At 31.1% G+C, this 18597-nt stretch carries 12 protein-coding genes and 2 tRNA genes; 12 read left to right on the plus strand and 2 right to left on the minus strand.

The window, feature by feature from the left end; translation table 11 throughout:
* The first annotated feature begins 42 nt into the window (after positions 1-42).
* The 8 genes from rpoB (at position 43) to CBLAS_RS02270 (ending at position 12381) form a co-directional block, all read left to right on the plus strand.
* Entirely contained in the window at positions 43-4182 is a 4140-nt protein-coding gene (gene rpoB, locus CBLAS_RS02240; protein ID WP_106871522.1) for a DNA-directed RNA polymerase subunit beta, read from the plus strand.
* Positions 4175-8686 (plus strand): DNA-directed RNA polymerase subunit beta', encoded by a 4512-nt coding sequence (rpoC, locus tag CBLAS_RS02245; protein ID WP_106871520.1) that lies wholly within the window; start codon positions 4175-4177, stop codon positions 8684-8686. The genes rpoB and rpoC overlap by 8 nt, the downstream gene beginning before the upstream one ends.
* A 135-nt stretch (positions 8687-8821) precedes the next feature.
* Positions 8822-9196 carry a 30S ribosomal protein S12 gene (rpsL, locus tag CBLAS_RS02250; RefSeq protein WP_106871518.1) on the plus strand — a complete coding sequence of 125 codons (375 nt, stop codon included), beginning with the start codon at positions 8822-8824 and terminating at the stop codon, positions 9194-9196.
* Positions 9197-9269: 73 nt separating this feature from the next.
* Entirely contained in the window at positions 9270-9740 is a 471-nt protein-coding gene (gene rpsG, locus CBLAS_RS02255) for a 30S ribosomal protein S7 (RefSeq protein WP_106871516.1), read from the plus strand.
* Positions 9741-9755: 15 nt separating this feature from the next.
* The gene (fusA, locus tag CBLAS_RS02260; protein WP_106871514.1) at positions 9756-11831 is read left to right on the plus strand and encodes an elongation factor G; all 2076 of its coding nucleotides are present in this window, start codon (positions 9756-9758) and stop codon (positions 11829-11831) included.
* Between the two features lie 43 nt (positions 11832-11874).
* Positions 11875-12180, plus strand: a complete 306-nt coding sequence (locus tag CBLAS_RS02265) for an effector binding domain-containing protein (RefSeq protein WP_106871513.1) — start codon at positions 11875-11877, stop codon at positions 12178-12180.
* A complete protein-coding gene (locus CBLAS_RS09740) occupies positions 12177-12302 on the plus strand; it encodes a hypothetical protein (protein ID WP_277620696.1) in 126 nt (41 codons plus the stop codon). The genes CBLAS_RS02265 and CBLAS_RS09740 overlap by 4 nt, the downstream gene beginning before the upstream one ends.
* Positions 12303-12304: 2 nt before the next feature.
* Positions 12305-12381: transfer RNA gene (locus CBLAS_RS02270), tRNA-Arg, on the plus strand.
* 501 nt (positions 12382-12882) lie between these two features.
* On the opposite strand, the gene CBLAS_RS02275 is transcribed toward CBLAS_RS02270, so the two are convergent.
* A tRNA-Ile gene (locus CBLAS_RS02275) sits at positions 12883-12959 on the minus strand.
* 428 nt (positions 12960-13387) lie between these two features.
* Here CBLAS_RS02275 and ybaK point away from each other — a divergent pair.
* The 4 genes from ybaK to CBLAS_RS02295 all read left to right on the plus strand — a co-directional run bounded on the left by ybaK (position 13388) and on the right by CBLAS_RS02295 (position 17220).
* Positions 13388-13864 carry a Cys-tRNA(Pro) deacylase gene (ybaK, locus tag CBLAS_RS02280; RefSeq protein ID WP_106871511.1) on the plus strand — a complete coding sequence of 159 codons (477 nt, stop codon included), beginning with the start codon at positions 13388-13390 and terminating at the stop codon, positions 13862-13864.
* Between the two features lie 152 nt (positions 13865-14016).
* Entirely contained in the window at positions 14017-15186 is a 1170-nt protein-coding gene (locus CBLAS_RS02285) for an NAD(P)/FAD-dependent oxidoreductase (RefSeq protein WP_106871509.1), read from the plus strand.
* Between the two features lie 79 nt (positions 15187-15265).
* Positions 15266-16117 carry a tetratricopeptide repeat protein gene (locus CBLAS_RS02290; RefSeq protein WP_106871507.1) on the plus strand — a complete coding sequence of 284 codons (852 nt, stop codon included), beginning with the start codon at positions 15266-15268 and terminating at the stop codon, positions 16115-16117.
* 392 nt (positions 16118-16509) lie between these two features.
* Positions 16510-17220, plus strand: coding sequence for a metallophosphoesterase (locus tag CBLAS_RS02295; protein ID WP_241517598.1), 711 nt, complete (start codon positions 16510-16512; stop codon positions 17218-17220).
* A 27-nt stretch (positions 17221-17247) separates the two neighbouring features.
* Here the strand turns inward: CBLAS_RS02295 and CBLAS_RS02300 are convergent, their stop codons facing one another.
* Positions 17248-18585 carry a sodium-dependent transporter gene (locus CBLAS_RS02300; protein ID WP_106871503.1) on the minus strand — a complete coding sequence of 446 codons (1338 nt, stop codon included), beginning with the start codon at positions 18583-18585 and terminating at the stop codon, positions 17248-17250.
* Between the last annotated feature and the right edge of the window lie 12 nt (positions 18586-18597).

An 18597-nucleotide genomic window follows, 5' to 3' on the forward strand; every position in this document is an offset into this window, starting at 1 on the left:
AGCACCAATAATTCTTTCAAATTTTTGCCATAAGGTGGTCAAATGTTAAATAGCCTATATTCCGGAAATCGTCTTAGAATTGACTTTTCAAAAGTTAAAAAAGAGATTGATATTCCAAATTTATTACAACTACAAAAAAAGAGTTTTGATAATTTTTTAAACGTAAACAATTCAAACAGCGAAAGCGGTATTGAGAGGGTTTTTAAATCTATTTTTCCTATTCACGATCCTCAAAATAGATTAACATTAGAATATGTTAGTAGTGAAATTTTAAGCCCAAAATATTCCATTAGAGAATGTATGGAAAGAGGCCTTACATATTCTGTAAATTTAAAAATGAAAATAAGACTTGTTGTTCATGATAAAGATGAAAAAACAGGTGAGAAAATTGGTATTAAAGATATAAAAGAACAGGACATCTTTATAAGAGATATTCCTCTTATGACAGATAGGGTCTCATTTATAGTAAACGGAGTAGAAAGAGTTGTAGTTAATCAACTCCATAGAAGCCCTGGTGTTATTTTTAAAGAAGAAGATAGTCCAACTGTTATTAATAAACGTATCTACACAGCTCAGATTATACCCGATAGGGGTTCTTGGCTTTATTTTGAATATGATGCAAAAGATGTATTATATGTAAGAATAAATAAAAGAAGAAAAATGCCTATTACAATACTTTTTAGAGCATTAGGATATAAAAAACAAGATATAATAAAACTATTTTACCCAATAAAGACATTGATTATAAAAAATGGTAAATTTTTAACTAAATTTGATCCAGAGGATTATAATACAAGATTAGAACATGATATTAAAGATGAAGATGGTAATGTATTGCACTCTGCTGGAAAAAGATTGACAAGCAAAAAAGCAAAAACTTTGTTAGATCAAGGCGCGGAGCTTGTAGAGTATCCAGTAGAACAGCTACTTGATAGATATTTGGCAAATCCTATAATTGACAACGAAAGTGGTGAGGTTTTATATGATACTCTATCTTCATTAGATGAAGCAAAGATTGAAAAAATTCTGGCTACTCAAGAAAGCATAGATATAGCTAATGACCTTGCTAAAGGGGTTGATAATAGTATTATAAATTCATTCTTGCAAGATGCTGAGACTTTAAAAACTCTTCAACAAACAGAAGATGTAGATGATGAAAATGATTTAGCAGCTATTAGAATTTACAAAGTTATGAAGCCAGGCGAGCCTGTTATAAAAGAGGCGGCAAGAGCTTTTGTTCAAGATTTGTTTTTTAACCCTGAAAGATATGACCTTACAAAAGTTGGTCGTATGAAAATGAACCATAAATTGGGCCTTGAAGTGCCTGAATATGTTACTATAATGACAAGTGAAGATATCTTAAAAACAGCACAATATTTAATAAAAGTTAAAAATGGTGAAGGTTTTATTGATGATAGAGATCACTTAGGAAATAGAAGAATTAGATCAATTGGTGAGCTTTTAGCAAATGAAACCCATCTTGGTTTTGTTAAAATGCAAAAAAGCATAAGAGATAAATTTACAACTTTAAGTAATAATATAGATGAAATTATGCCTTATGATCTAATCAATGCGAAAACCATTACAACAACTTTGATGGAATTTTTTACAGGTGGACAGCTTAGCCAGTTTATGGATCAAACAAACCCACTTAGTGAGATTACACATAAAAGAAGACTTTCAGCACTAGGCGAAGGTGGGCTTGTAAAAGAAAGAGCTGGTTTTGAGGTTCGTGACGTTCACCCGACTCACTATGGTAGAATTTGTCCTATAGAAACTCCAGAAGGTCAAAACATTGGGCTTATTAACACAATTGCAACATATGCTAAGGTAAATGAGTTAGGTTTCGTTGAGGCTCCTTATAGAAAAGTAGTTGATGGAAAAATTACAGATGAAGTTATATATTTAACAGCTGCCCAAGAAGAGGGAATTGTTATAGCTCCAGCTTCTGCTGAAGCTGATGAAAATGGATATATTGTAAGAGATTTTTTAGAAGCTAGAAAAAATGGTGAAACAATTCTTGCAAAAAAAGAGGATATTAAACTAATTGACCTATGTTCTGGCATGATTGCAGGTGTTGCTGCATCTTTAATTCCATTTTTAGAACACGATGATGCTAATAGGGCTTTAATGGGTTCAAACATGCAACGTCAAGCCGTTCCTTTGTTAAAAGCAACAGCTCCACTTGTTGGAACTGGAATGGAAGCTGTAATTTCAAGAGATTCTTGGGAGGCCATAAAAGCACAAAGATCTGGTGTTGTAGAAAAAGTTGATAACAAAAATATATTTATTTTAGGCGAGGATGAGAATGGCTCTTTTATAGATCATTATTTAGTGGAAAAGAATCTTAGAACAAACCAAAACACAATGTTTACGCAGCATCCTATTGTTAAAAAAGGTGATAGGGTTGAAGCCGGTCAAGTTATAGCTGATGGTGCTAGTATGGACGGTGGCGAGCTTGCTCTTGGTAAAAATGCACTTATAGCATTTATGCCTTGGCATGGATATAACTATGAAGATGCTGTTGTAATAAGTGAAAAAATGATTCGCAATGATGATTATACCAGCATACATATATATGAAAAAGATATAGAAGCAAGAGAGCTTAAAGATGGCGTAGAAGAGATAACTAGAGATATTCCAAATGTAAAAGAAGAAGATATTGAACATCTTGACGAGAGTGGAATTGTAAAAATTGGAACAAAAGTTAAAGCTGGAATGATTCTAGTTGGCAAAGTAACACCAAAAGGCGAAGTAAAACCAACACCAGAAGAGAGACTTTTAAGAGCCATTTTTGGAGAAAAAGCAGGTCATGTTGTAAATAAATCTATGTATGCAAAAACATCTATGGAAGGTGTTGTTATAGATGTCAAGATATTTACTAAAAAAGGTTATGAAAAAGATGCTAGAACAATACAAGCTTATGAAGTAGAAAAGACATCTTTAGAAAAAGAACATCATGATAGACTTTTAATGCTCGATAGAGAAGAAATGTTTAAAGTTGTTTCACTTCTTGCAAAACATAAGCTTGCAGAAGATGGAAAGCTTGGTGATAAAGAATATTCTAAGGGTCAATTTGTAGAAAAGGCTGATATTGAAAGTTCTAATAGATTTACTATTAATTTATTTATAAAGTCTTATTCTAAAGAGGTTCAAAAAGAGTATGATACAATAAAAAATCATTTTCAAAACGAAAAGCGAATGTTAAAAGAAAAGCATGATGAAAAGCTTGAAATTTTAGAAAAAGATGATATTTTACCAAGTGGAGTTGTAAAACTTGTTAAAGTTTATATAGCAACAAAAAGAAAGTTAAAAATAGGCGATAAAATGGCAGGTCGCCATGGAAACAAAGGTACAGTTTCAAACATAGTTCCAGAGGTTGATATGCCATATCTTCCAGATGGTAAAAGAGTTGATATCGTATTAAATCCACTAGGTGTTCCAAGCCGTATGAATATAGGTCAGATAATGGAATCTCACCTTGGATTGGTTGGGTGGAAATTAGGTGAGCAAATTGAAGCCATTATGGAAGAAAAAACAGGCGAATGGCTAAAAATACTAAGAGCTAAAATGATTGAGATAGCAGATACTGCAAAACTTATGGATGCTAAAAAAGAGTTGAGTAAAATAGATGATGAAACATTATTGAAATATGCTAGAGACTGGAGTAAAGGTGTTAAATTTTCTGCTCCTGTTTTTGAAGGAATTGTTCCTGAAGATTTTGTTACTTTGTTTAAAATGGCTAACATTGATAGTGATGGCAAAACAGAACTTTATGATGGTAGAACAGGAGAGAAATTTAAAGAAAGAGTTAATGTTGGATGTATGTATTATCTAAAACTTCATCACTTAGTTGATGAAAAGGTTCATGCAAGAAGTACAGGACCTTACAGTTTAGTTACACAACAACCAGTTGGTGGTAAAGCTCTTTCTGGAGGTCAAAGATTTGGAGAGATGGAAGTTTGGGCATTGGAGGCTTATGGTGCAGCTTATACATTAAGAGAGATGCTTACTATTAAATCAGATGATGTTGATGGAAGACTTGCTGCTTATAAAGCATTAATCCGCGGTGAAAATGTTCCAACTGCTGGTATCCCTGAGACATTCTTTGTTTTAACAAAAGAACTAAAATCATTAGTACTTGATATTGATATATATAAAAAGGACGAAGATAATGAGTGAAATGAGCCCAATAGAGATAAACGAAAACGAAAGACCACATGATTTTGATGCTGTTCAAATAAAATTAGCTAGTCCTGAAAAGATAAGAGAGTGGAGTTATGGTGAGGTTAAAAAACCAGAAACTATAAATTATAGAACTTTAAAACCCGAAAGAGATGGACTTTTTTGTGCCAAAATTTTTGGACCAATTAGAGATTATGAATGTCTTTGTGGTAAGTATAAAAAAATGCGTTTTAAAGGTCATAAATGTGAAAAATGTGGTGTTGAAATAACTACTTCAAAAGTTCGCCGTTCAAGAATGGGTCATATAGATTTAGTAACACCTGTTGCTCACATTTGGTATGTAAATTCACTTCCAAGTAGAATAGGAACTTTGCTTGATGTAAAGATGAAAGATTTAGAGAGGGTTTTGTACTATGAAGCATACATAGTTAGCAATCCTGGTGATGCATATTATGATAATGAAAATTCTAAAAAAGTAGAAAAATATGAAGTTTTAAATGAAGATCAATATCAGATGCTTTCAAGCAGATATGCTCCAACAGGCTTTAGTGCTGAAATGGGTGGCCAAATCATTAAAGATATGCTTTCTGAACTTGATTTGGTTGCAATATTAGAGCAATTAAAAGAGGATATGAAAAATACAAACTCAGAAGCTAAGAAGAAGAATATAGTAAAAAGACTAAAAGTTGTTGAAAGTTTTGTATCTTCTGGAAATAAGCCTGAGTGGATGATGATAACAGCATTACCTGTTTTGCCTGCTGATTTAAGACCGCTTGTTAGTTTAGATGGTGGAAAATTTGCAGTTTCTGATGTAAATGATTTATACAGAAGAGTTATAAACAGAAATACAAGGCTTAAAAGGCTTGTAGAGCTTGATGCCCCTGAAATTATCATTAGAAATGAAAAAAGAATGCTTCAAGAAGCAGTTGATGCTTTGTTTGATAATGGTCGTAGAGCAAATGCTGTAAAAGGAGCCAACAAAAGACCACTTAAATCTTTAAGTGAAATTATTAAAGGTAAGCAAGGTCGTTTTAGACAAAATTTACTTGGCAAAAGGGTTGATTTTTCTGGACGTAGTGTTATTGTTGTTGGTCCAAATTTAAGAATGGATCAATGTGGTATACCAAAAACTATGGCACTTGAGCTATTTAAGCCACATTTAATAGCAAGACTTCAAGAAAAAGGCTATGCAACTACTATAAAACAGTCTAAAAAAATGATTGATGATAAAGTAAATGAAGTTTGGGAATGCTTAGAAGAGGTTGTAAAAGATTACCCTGTTATGCTTAACCGTGCTCCAACACTTCATAAAATGTCAATTCAAGCATTTCATCCTGTTTTAATTGAAGGTAAAGCTATTAGACTTCATCCGCTTGTTTGTGCTGCATTTAATGCAGACTTTGATGGAGATCAAATGGCAGTTCATGTTCCATTATCGCAAGAGGCAATAGCTGAATGTAAAGTTTTAATGCTTAGCTCTATGAATATTTTGCTTCCTGCAAGCGGTAAGGCAATTTCTGTTCCTTCTCAAGATATGGTATTGGGGATTTACTATATGTCTTTGGAAAAAGAGGGTGCAAAAGGTGCAAACAAAATTTTCTCAAGTGTAGATGAGGTTTTAATCGCTGTGGAGTCAGGTTTTTTGGATATTCATGCAAAAATTAAAACTATGATAGATGGAAATACTATTTTTACAACTGCTGGAAGGTTGATAATTAAATCAATTGTTCCTGATTTTATTCCAGAGCATTTGTGGAATAGAATACTTAAGAAAAAAGATATAGCAAATTTAGTTGACCATGTTTATAAAATAGGTGGTTTTGAAGTAACAGCTAAATTTTTAGATAATTTAAAAGATTTGGGTTTTGAATCAGCTACAAAAGCAGGAATTTCAATATCTGTTTATGATATTATAATACCTGATTCAAAAAGTGAATATATAAAAACCGCTAGAAAAGAAGTAAGAAATATACAAAATGACTATAGTGCTGGTCTTTTAACAGATAGTGAAAGATATAATAAAATTGTTGACATATGGACAGATACTAACAATCAAGTAGCCGGTGAGATGATGAGGCTTGTAAAGGCTGACAAAGGTGGATTTAACTCTATTTATATGATGGCAGATAGTGGTGCTAGGGGTAGTGCAGCTCAAATTCGTCAGCTTGCTGGTATGAGAGGGCTTATGGCTAAACCTGATGGTAGTATTATTGAAACACCTATTATCTCAAACTTTCGCGAAGGGTTAAATGTTTTAGAATACTTTATTTCAACTCACGGTGCTAGAAAAGGTCTTGCTGATACTGCTTTGAAAACAGCAAATGCTGGTTATTTAACAAGAAAACTAATCGATGTTGCACAAAATGTTAAAGTTACTATTAGTGATTGTGGAACACACGAAGGTATTGAAATTTCTGAAATATCTGTTAATGGAGAGTTGGTTGAAACATTAGAAGATAGAGTTATAGGAAGAGTTTTAAGTGATGATGTAATTGACCCTATAACCAATGAAATTTTAATTTCACAAGGTACACTAGTTGATGAAGAGAGTGCAAAAATAATAGTTGATGCTGGCATTAAATCAGTTTCAATTAGAAATCCTATAACTTGTAAAGCAGCAAAAGGTGTATGTGCAAAATGTTATGGAGTTAACCTTGGAGAGGGAAAACTTGTAAAACCAGGTGAGGCAGTTGGAATCATTTCAGCTCAATCAATTGGTGAGCCAGGAACACAGCTTACACTAAGAACTTTCCATATTGGTGGAACAGCTTCAGCAGAGCAACAAGATAGACAAATTATCATTAAAAAAGAGGGTTTTGTTAGATATTATAATCTAAATACGTATGAAAATAATGGTAAGAAAATCGTTGCAAATAGAAGAAATGCAGCTATTTTAATAGTTGAACCAAAAATTAAAGCACCTTTTGAAGGTGTTTTAAATATCGAAACAGAACATGAGGATTTAATAGTTTCAGTTAAATCAGAAACTGACGAAGCAAGATATATTTTAAGAAAACACAATCTTGCTAAACCAAACGAACTTGCTGGGGTTGCAGGAAAAATTGAAGGTAAATTTTATCTTCCTTATCCAAGTGGTACGAAAGTAAGAGAGAATGGAAGTATAGTTGAGGTTATTAAAGAGGGCTGGAATGTTCCTGGACGTATCCCTTATGCTAGTGAGATTAAAATAGATGATGGAGAGCCTATCACTAAAGAGATCGTAGCTGGCGCAAAAGGTAATCTGAAATTCTTTATTTTAATAGGGGATTATTTAGAAAGATTCAAGGGTGTAAAAAAAGGTGATATTGTTACGGAAAAAGGACTATTTGTTGTTATTGCAGATAAGACAGGTAGAGAGGCAACAAGACACTATATACCTAGAAAATCCGTAATAGAGTTCAATGATGATGCAGAAGTTGAAGCAGATTCAATTATAGTAAGACCACAAGAAGATAAAAAAGATATTATAGCTGAGTGGGATCCTTACTCAAGTCCAATTATTGCAGAAACAGAGGGTGTTGTGCACTTTGAAGATATCGAGCCTGGATTTAGTGCAACTGAACAATATGATGAACTAACAGGACAAAGCAGGTTGGTTGTAAATGAGTATTTGGCACCTAGTATTAAGCCATCTATTCAAATTATAGCTGATGATGGTAAGATTATAAAATATCCAATTGAGCCTAAAACATCTATTTTGGTTAAAAATGGACAAAAAGTAGCTCTAGCAGATATTTTAGCTAGAACCCCAAAAGCTGTTGCAAAATCAAAAGATATTACCGGAGGTCTTCCTAGAGTTAGCGAACTATTTGAAGCAAGAAGACCTAAAAATGCGGCTATAATATCTGAGATAGATGGCTATATTAGATTTGATAAACCATTACGCTCAAAAGAAAGAGTAATAGTTGAGGCATCAAATGGAACAACAGCAGAGTATCTAATAGATAAAAACAGACAAATTCAAGTTAGAGATGGTGAGTTTGTTCATGCGGGTGAAAAACTAACTGATGGTGTAATAAGTAGCCACGATATTCTTAGAATACTAGGTGAAAAAGCACTTCACTACTATTTAATTAGTGAAATTCAACAAGTTTATCGTTCGCAAGGTGTTGCAATTAGTGACAAACATATCGAAGTGATTGTTTCTCAAATGCTTAGACAGGTTAAAATTTTAGATAGTGGAAATACAAATTTTATTGTTGGAGATTTGATTAGTAGAAGAAAATTTAGAGAAGAGAATGAAAGAATTATGAAAATGGGCGGAGAACCAGCCATTGCTGAGCCTGTTCTTTTAGGAGTTACAAGAGCAGCAATTGGAAGTGATAGTATCATTTCTGCAGCTTCTTTCCAAGAAACTACTAAGGTTTTAACTGAAGCTAGTATCGCTGGTAAGTTTGACTATCTTGAAGATCTTAAAGAAAATGTAATTCTGGGTAGAATGATACCTGTAGGAACAGGACTTTATAAAAATCAAAAGATAAAAATAGAAGAAACTGAATAATTTTTGGGTGCTACACGGCACCCAAAACACCATATTTACGACTCTTATAAATATTTTTAATATATTAACAATATTTTAAGTAAAATTTAGATAATATTAGGTCTTTTAATAAATTTAATAGTGAAAGGAATTAATGTGCCAACCATAAATCAATTGGTAAGAAAACAACGCAAAAAAGTGATTGAAAAATCAAAATCACCAGCGTTAGAAAATTGTCCTCAAAGAAGAGGAGTTTGTACAAGAGTATATACGACAACTCCAAAGAAACCAAACTCAGCTTTGAGAAAAGTTGCGAAAGTTAGATTAACAAGCGGTTACGAAGTAATTAGCTATATAGGTGGTGAAGGTCATAACCTACAAGAGCACTCTATTGTATTAGTTAGAGGCGGTAGAGTTAAAGACTTACCGGGTGTTAAATATCATATCGTTCGTGGTGCACTTGATACTGCAGGTGTTGTAAAAAGAACGGTATCAAGATCAAAATATGGTGCTAAACGTCCTAAAAAATAGTTTAGCTAAAACAGACTAGCCCATTAGATTTGGCTTAGTTTGAGTAAAATTTAAATAAATTTGAAGGTATAAAATGAGAAGAAGAAGAGCCCAAGTTAGGGAAGTTTTACCAGATCCAATATATGGTAGCAAAATAATCACTAAATTTATTAACTCACTTATGTACGATGGGAAAAAAAGCACAGCAACTAAAATTGTTTATGGTGCTTTAGAACTTATCGATAAAAAAAATGAAGAGACAAAAGGTATTGAAGTTTTTAATGATGCTATTGAAAATATTAAACCAATTATGGAAGTTAAATCTCGCCGTGTTGGAGGAGCAACTTATCAAGTTCCAATCGAAGTAAGACCTGCAAGACAACAAGCTTTAGCAATTAGATGGATAATCTCTTTTGCTAGAAAAAGAAGTGAAAGAACTATGGTTGAAAAACTTGCTTATGAACTTATGGATGCAGCAAATTCAAAAGGTGCATCATTTAAGAAAAAAGAAGATGTTTATAAAATGGCTGAAGCGAATAAAGCATTTGCTCATTATCGTTGGTAAGGGAAAGGAATTAAGATGGCAAGAAAAACACCTTTACACTCAATTAGAAATATAGGTATTGCAGCCCATATAGATGCTGGTAAAACTACGACAACTGAAAGAATTCTATTTTTTACAGGAATTAGCCATAAGATAGGTGAAACTCACGAAGGTACCGCTACTATGGACTGGATGGAGCAGGAAAAAGAGAGAGGTATTACAATTACTTCAGCAGCAACTACATGTTTTTGGAAAGATCGTCAAATTAACATTATAGACACTCCGGGTCACGTTGATTTTACAATTGAAGTTGAAAGATCAATGCGTGTTTTAGATGGTGCTGTTGCTGTGTTTTGTTCAGTTGGTGGCGTTCAGCCACAAAGTGAAACAGTTTGGAGACAAGCGAATAAATACCATGTTCCTAGAATAGCTTTTATTAATAAAATGGATAGAGTTGGAGCTGATTTTTATAGTGTTGAACAACAAATCAAAGATAGATTAAAAGCAAATCCAGTTCCACTTCAAATTCCAATTGGAGCAGAAGATAAATTTAAAGGAGTTGTAGATCTTATTGCTATGAAGGCTATAGTATGGGAAGATGAAGAAAATCCTTTAACATTTGAGGAGAAAGAAATTCCAACTGATTTAATAGATAAAGCTAAAGAATATAGAGAAAAATTAGTTGAGGCTATTTCTGAAACAGATGACGCTTTAATGGAAAAATATTTTAGTGGTGAAGAATTAACTGAAGATGAGATAAAAGAAGGTATTAAAAAAGCAACTCTTGATTTAAAAATTGTTCCTATGCTTTGTGGAACAGCTTTTAAAAACAAAGGAGTTCAACCACTTCTTGATGCAGTTGTAGAGTATCTTCCAGCTCCTGATGAGGTTCCGCAAATTAGAGGCGAGTATGAAGATGGAAGTGAAGTGGCAGTTGAATCAAGTGATAATGGTGCTTTTGCAGGTCTTGCATTTAAAATTATGACTGATCCATTTGTTGGACAGCTAACTTTTGTTCGTGTGTATAGAGGACAACTTGAAAGCGGAAGTTATGTTTATAATACTGCTAAAGGTAAAAAAGAGAGAATTGGTAGAATTCTTAGAATGCACTCAAATAAAAGAGAAGAGATTAAAGAACTTTATGCTGGAGAAATTGGTGCTGTAGTTGGTCTAAAAGACTCACTTACAGGAGATACTCTAGCTGATGAAAAAGATAAAGTTATATTGGAAAAAATGGAATTCCCTGATCCAGTTATTTCAGTTGCAGTTGAGCCTAAAACAAAAGCTGATCAAGAAAAAATGGGTATAGCATTACAAAAACTTGCACAAGAAGATCCAAGCTTTAGAGTTGAGACTGATGAAGAGAGTGGACAAACAATTATCTCTGGTATGGGCGAGCTTCACTTGGAAGTTATTGTTGATAGAATGCTTAGAGAGTTTAAAGTTGATGCTGAGATTGGACAACCACAAGTTGCATATAGAGAAACGATTAAACAAACTGTCGAACAAGAATATAAATACGCAAAACAATCAGGTGGTCGCGGTCAATATGGTCATGTCTTCTTGCGTCTTGAGCCACTTGAGCCGGGTAGTGGATATGAATTTGTTAACGATATAAAAGGTGGAGCTGTTCCAAAAGAATACATCCCAGCTGTTGATAAAGGTTGTAAAGAAGCTATGCAAGGTGGTGTATTGGCAGGTTATCCTGTTGAAGATGTCAGAGTAACTTTATATGATGGTAGTTATCATGAAGTTGATAGTTCTGAAATGGCATTTAAATTAGCTGCTTCAATGGGTTTTAAAGAGGGTGCTAGGAAAGCTGGTGCTGTTATACTTGAACCTATTATGAAAGTTGAAGTTGAAACTCCTGAAGAATATATGGGTGATGTAATTGGCGATATTAATAAAAGAAGAGGGCAGATTAATAGCATGAGTGATCGTGGTGGAAATAAAATTGTAGATGCATTTTGTCCACTATCAGAAATGTTTGGCTACTCAACAGATCTTAGAAGTCAAACACAAGGTCGTGCTACATATTCTATGGAATTTGATCACTATTCAGAAGTTCCAAAAAATGTTAGCGAAGAAATAATCAAAAAGAGAAATGGCTAAAAATATACAAGGTGGAATATCCACCTTGTATTAGGTTTAACCTATGAAGCAAATTATTTTAAAAAACTCTTTTAATATAGTTGGTTTTAAAACTACAACCAACAATAAAGATGAGCTTAATAATGTTTCTAAAATTTCTAAATTATGGAATAATTTTTTTAGCAGTGAAATTTCTAGTTTAATTAAAATAACTTATGGAGTTTATTTTAATTACCAAAATATGCATCTTGGGGACTATGATATTTTAGTTGGTATAGAAGACAACGAAAATTCAAATTTTGAAAATGTTGTAGTGCAATCAGGCAAATATATGGTTTTAAAAAGGAAGGTAAAATTCCAGAAATTGTGATTGAATTGTGGTATGAAATTTGGAAATTTTTTGATAAAAGTGATGTTAAAAGAGCTTATAATACAGATTTTGAAAAATACATTGGCAAAGATAAAATAGAAATTTACATATCATTATTATAAATGTCCTCATAGCTCAGCAGGATAGAGCGCAAAATTCCTAATTTTGAGGCCGTGAGTTCGAATCTCGCTGGGGACACCACTTACATTTTATAAAAACACTTTTAAAAGTCTTATTTTAATAAATATTGAAATGTTTTAAACTAAAATAGTCGGAAAATTTAAATAAATTTCAATAGTAGCTTATATTGACTACTTTTTTGTTTTTTACTTACTAAAAGAGATTTTTAAATATAACCAAAGACTTTCTTGTTATTTGGAGCAAAGTCAGGTTTAATTAATATATTTAATTTAAATAACAAAATATTATTTTACAAGAAACAATAGATAGAAAACTTTAAACCAACAAAGAGTAAGTTATCTCATATTTTAAAGCAAGTTATAAAAGCATAGACTTATTTATGCAAAAATACTACTTAAAATGAATTAGCGAAATAAATAAAATAAATCATATAAAAAAAAGAAGTAAAAGGTGGCGAAATTTGATAAAGCTAAATTTTGATGATAGTTTAAAAATTAGTATTTGATCTATATATAGACATATTTTCGTAGTTTATAAATTTGTTTGGAGTAGTATTTGAGGTGGTGGGTTCTGAGTGACTCGAACACTCGACCGCCCGGTTATGAGCCGGGAGCTCTAACCAACTGAGCTAAGAACCCACTGATTTGTTGAAAAAGTTATTATATACAAGCTAAGCTTTAAAAAAGCTAAAATTATGTTTTAAATTAAAATTTTATAACAAAAATGAAAGCATTTAAAATATTTACAGCAATTTATTTTATAGTTATCACTATTTAATGTAGATTTTGTGCATATCGTTTTATAACTTGCTATGGATACTTTAAATCAAATTTATATAAGCCTTCAAAGCCTATGATTAAAGAAAATTTATTTTGAAATAATAGTTTAGTTTTTATAAAAAGCTATTTAATCTTACTAATAAAATTAATTTTTTACTCTTTATGAAAAAGTATATTTAAAAGGATTTTTTTATTTTTATAAGATATTAAATTAGCATAAGCGATAATTACTTAGTAAAATTTAATTAAAATATTAAATTAATTCATTATAAAAATTGGATGATGAAATGGAAAAATATAAAACAAATGCGATGAGAATTTTAGACAAGCATAAAGCTCATTATGAAGCATTCTTTTATGAATCAGATGGTGCTATAGATGGCATATCTGTCGCAAAGAAAATAGGCTTTGATGTAGATATGGTATATAAAACACTAGTACTTAAAGGAAATGACAACAACTACTATGTTGCTGTGATTCCTGTCGCAAAAGAGCTTGATTTAAAAAAGATGGCAAAAGTTTGCGAGGTTAAAAAAGTTGAGTTAATTCCAGTAGCAAAGATAAATGCAGTAACTGGGTATGTAAGGGGTGGATGTTCTCCTTTTGGTATGAAAAAAGATTATCCAATCCAGCTGGACAAAAGTGCTCAAAGCTTAGATGAAATAATTGTAAGCGGTGGAAAAATAGGTGTGCAAATCAAATTAAAAGTTAAAGATATAGTTCAAATTCGTAATGCTAAATTTGCTGATTTATTGAAAGTTTAGTTTTAGTTTGTAAATATTTTTATTAATTTTTGCTTAATATTTTTTTTGATAATATTGTTTATCTAAATAAAAAAACTGCAAAGATTATATTATATGCAAAGTTAAAATTTAATCTATATAAATTTAGGTGTTAATCAAACTAGGGGCATTTTATGAAAGAAAAACCAAAGATATTAGTAGTAGGAGCTGGTTATGCTGGCATAGCTTTTTTAAAAAGTTTAGATGAAGAGTGTTTTAGGTTGGGCGATTTTACCATTATAAACAAAAACTCATATCACTATCATTCAACTATGCTACATAAAGTTGCAACAGCAGAAAACAGCGGAAAGATTATGTTTGATTTGCGTGAATTTTTGCACCCAGAAATAAAAATAATACAACAATTAGTCTTAGATATAGACGAAGAAAACCACACAGTAACTACTGAGTTTTCAAAATTTAAGTATGATTATCTAATATGTGCAGCCGGTTTTGAAAAAGAGAGTTTCAACTTAAAGGGTATAGAAAATGCAGTTTTTATAGACTCGTACATACAGGCTTCTAGAATATGTGAGATTATAAAGGATAAATTTACAAAAGCTTTAGAAAATGGAACTGGATTAAGCATTGCAGTATGTGGTAGTGGGCTTACTGGGATTGAATTTTCTGCTTCTTGTGCTAATATGTTAAAGAAAAAATTGGAATTTTATAGGCAAGATAGCTCTAAATTTGATAAATTTAGTGTTAATCTTATAAGCTCAACCCCTAGGCTTCTTACTTTTTTTAGTGAAAAAATATCTCAAAAAATACTAAAGAACCTTACAAAATTAGGTGTTAAAGTTACTCATAATACTAGAATTAGTTCGCTTGAAAAATATCGTGTAAATTTTCAAAATGGTGGTTATCTTGATGCTGATATTATCGTATGGACAGCTGGTGTAAGAGGGGCTAGTGTGGTTAGCCAAAGTTATATAGAAAGTGAGCGTGGCAGGGTTAAAGTTGATAGCAAACTTAAAACCTTTGACCATGAGAATGTTTTTTGTATAGGTGATGTAAGTGCGGTAAGCGATGGAAATGGTGGATTTTACCCACCAACAGCACAAATAGCTTGTGAGCAAGGTGAGTTTTTAGCCAAAGAGTTTAAAGCTATGCTTGAAAATAAAGACTTTAAAGAGGAGTTTAAATTTAAAAGTCATGGTGTTATATGCTCTATAGGACATAGTTATGCTGTTGCTAATGTGTTAGGTTTTGAGATGAGTGGAGTTGTTCCAGCATTTCTTAAAACTATGGTTGAAAAAAAGTGGAATATGAAACTGCTTGGTTTAAAAGGGCTAATTTTATAATTCAAATTTTAAAAATAATTACATAAAGCTATAATTAAATATAGTATATTAAATTTACATTTTACTAGGAGATAAAACAATGAAACAAATTTTAACTTTAATTTTTATGTTTTTTATATTTGCAAATTTAGCTTTTACAAATGATACAAACAAAATCTTGAATAATAAATCAGATATAAAAAATAGTTATAATCTTACCAATTTATTATCGCCTTATCTTGATTGCAATCTTGGCGATTTTGAAATTTATATTAAAGAGTGTTCAAAAAATAAAAATGCTAAATCTTGCTTTACTTTGGGAAGTTGTTTATATATAGGTGGAGTAAGAAATTTAAGTCATAAAGATGGCAGTGTTTGCTTAGAACAGTTTAATGAAGCTTGCAAATATAATAATGCAAAAGGTTGTTTGATGTCGGCTATTATGCTAGATGATTCAAATATGACACAAAAAGCATTTACTTATTATAAAAAAGCTTGTGAGTTAGATACTAAATTTTGCACAGAACTAGGGCATATTTATTTTAAACAAGGGGATTATAATATGGCTTTAAAATACCATGAAATTTCTTGTAATAACAATAGCTTTTATGCTTGTGCTAGCTTGGGAAATATATATGATATAAAGTTAAATGATCAAATAAATGCAAATAAAAATTATAAAAAAGCTTGTGATAATGGTGTAAAAGAAGGGTGTCAAAATTTAGGATTTTATCATTATAATAAAACTTGTAAAAACAATGAATGCAAAAATTACGATAAAGATTTTGAAATGGCTATAAAGTATTTTACAAAAGGATGTGATGATTTAAACTATTATAAATCTTGTTATTATTTAGCTAATTTATATCGTTTTAAAAATAGCGAAAAATCAAAATTTTATTTCAAAAAAGCTTCTGATTCAACCATAAAAGATGAGATAAAAAATTTTTAAAATATATAATTTATCATTCATAGTTTTAGTTTGTATTTATAGTGCTTTTAATTATATGTGGTTTAGAAAACTTAAAAACCTTTAAAGTTAATAGTGATTTTATTGGTGATGAGAAATTTAACAATTATGTTATGATGAAAAGATTAAAGAGCTTACTAGAAAGATTTATGAGACAACAAAATATTATCATAAACTTTACATCTAAAATATTAATAACTAATAATTTAAAATATAATGCTACTAACTCGTACTTAGCGGGGTTATAGTAGAGAAAATTTCCATATGAGTTAGTGTCTAAAATTATAGCAAATGTAGTATTTTATAAAATATGTCGTATGAATTAGGATTTTGATATAATAAATAAAATAAATCAAAGGATAATTTTGACATATGTGATAGGCGATGTTCACGGTGAGTATGAGATGTTATTAGAACTTGTAGATATAATTCCAAAAAAATCAAGGATTATATTTGTTGGTGATGTCATAGATAGAGGATCTGGTTCTAAAAAAGTTTTAGAGTATATTAAAACAAATAAATTTGAATGCGTTATGGGTAATCACGAATTTATGATGATTAATGCAGTTAAAATTTTTTTAAAACATGATAAATATGAAATTTATTGGAGTTCGTATCCGTGGTTTAATTATGGAGGAAAAGAGGCTTTAATTTCATTTGGTATTAATATAAATTACCCATCAAATAAAATATCTGAAAAAGAAAGAGAAATTTTAAAAAATGTCTTAAAATTTCTTGAAACTTTGCCTTTATATCTTGAGTTAAATCTTACTAAAAACAATCTACCTGTAGTTATTTCTCATGCTTTTATAGGGGAGCATTGGCATAGAAAAGATGATAAAAAAATTATAGAAGAGGTTGCTTTATGGAATACTAAAATGCCTTATAGAGAGTGTAAAATATTTAATATATTTGGACACACTCCGCATGAAGATGTTTTAGAAATTTATAATTGTGTTGATGTTGATACAGGTTGTGGGTTTGGTAAAAAACTAAGTGCTTATTGTGTAGAAAGTGGAGAGGTATTATCTGTCAATAAAGCCAAATCAAAAACAATTTTTGGGAATATTAAGAAACTATTTTAATTGGGTGCAAATTAATGCACCCTAAATTTAGCTACCAATAATGCCGTTTATTAATATGATTATAACGCTAATTGGTGCTACATATCTTATAGCAAAATACCATATATTAAACAAAGTATCACTCATATGTTTTGAAAGAAGATTATACACAAGCTCTTTTTTTACAAAATATCCTGTAAACACAGCAACACAAACTCCAGAAATAGGCATCATCCATAAAGTAGTTAGTTTGTCTAAAATATCAAAAAATCCTATGCCAAAGTATGTAACAAATCTTTTTAAATTATCTATATTTGTCATAAGTGACATTGTGCCAAATATATAAACAGGAGCACCCACTGCAAATAGCGCTTTTACTCTTGAAAATTTAAATCTTTTAATCATAAAAAACACGCTTGGCTCTATCATGGATATTGCAGATGTTATGCCAGCAAAAGCAAGAGCGACGAAAAATAGCATGCCAATTATATTCCCAAAAGAGCCAAGTTGATAAAATAGTGTTGGTAAAGATATAAAGACAAGTCCAGAACCTTGAGCTGGTTCTGCATTGTATTGAAAAATAAGTGTAAATATTATAAGACCAGCCATTAAAGCTATAAATGTATCTAAAAAAGCAACTTGAAATGATGATTTAACTATATTTGTATCATCTGAAAGAGATGCACCATAAGTCATTATAGTTCCAACACCTAGTGAGAGTGTAAAGAACGCTTGTCCAACTGCTGTTATTATAGTTTTGCCTGTAACTTTAGAAAAATCAGGATAGAACAAAAACTCAAAGGATTTTCCAAAACCATCCATAGAAAATGAGTAAAAAAGCATAAAACCAAGTATTAAGATAAGTAGTGGCATAAGGATTAAATTTGCTTTTTCTATACCGCCTTTTATCCCTTTTGAAACTATAAAAAACACTATAAAAAATACAAGGTTAAAAAGTATAAATTGCATATTAAAATCAGCTGTTACAAAACCACCAAAAATAGCTGAAGAGGCTTCTATGGTGCTTGGTAAATTTACAAACATTTCATACATATATTTTAAAATCCACCCTATTATAACCATATAAAAAGAGGCTATAAGCATAGAGCCTATGATGGCAAAGCCAGCATATTTCCACTTTTTACCATGTTTTGTTGCTAAGGTTTCAAATGTTCCAACAGGGTCAGTTCTAGAAAGTCTTCCTAGGACAACTTCTGCTATAAATAGTGTAATTCCAACAAAAAAGATAGTTATTAAATATATTAAAACAAAAGCTCCTCCACCATTTTCTCCAGTCATATAAGGAAATTTCCATACATTTCCAAGCCCTATAGCACTTCCTGCGGCAGAAAGAACAAAACCTATTTGTGTAAATTTACTTTTCACTCTTATCCTTTT

Source organism: Campylobacter blaseri (genome assembly GCF_013201895.1).
GTDB lineage: Bacteria > Campylobacterota > Campylobacteria > Campylobacterales > Campylobacteraceae > Campylobacter_B > Campylobacter_B blaseri.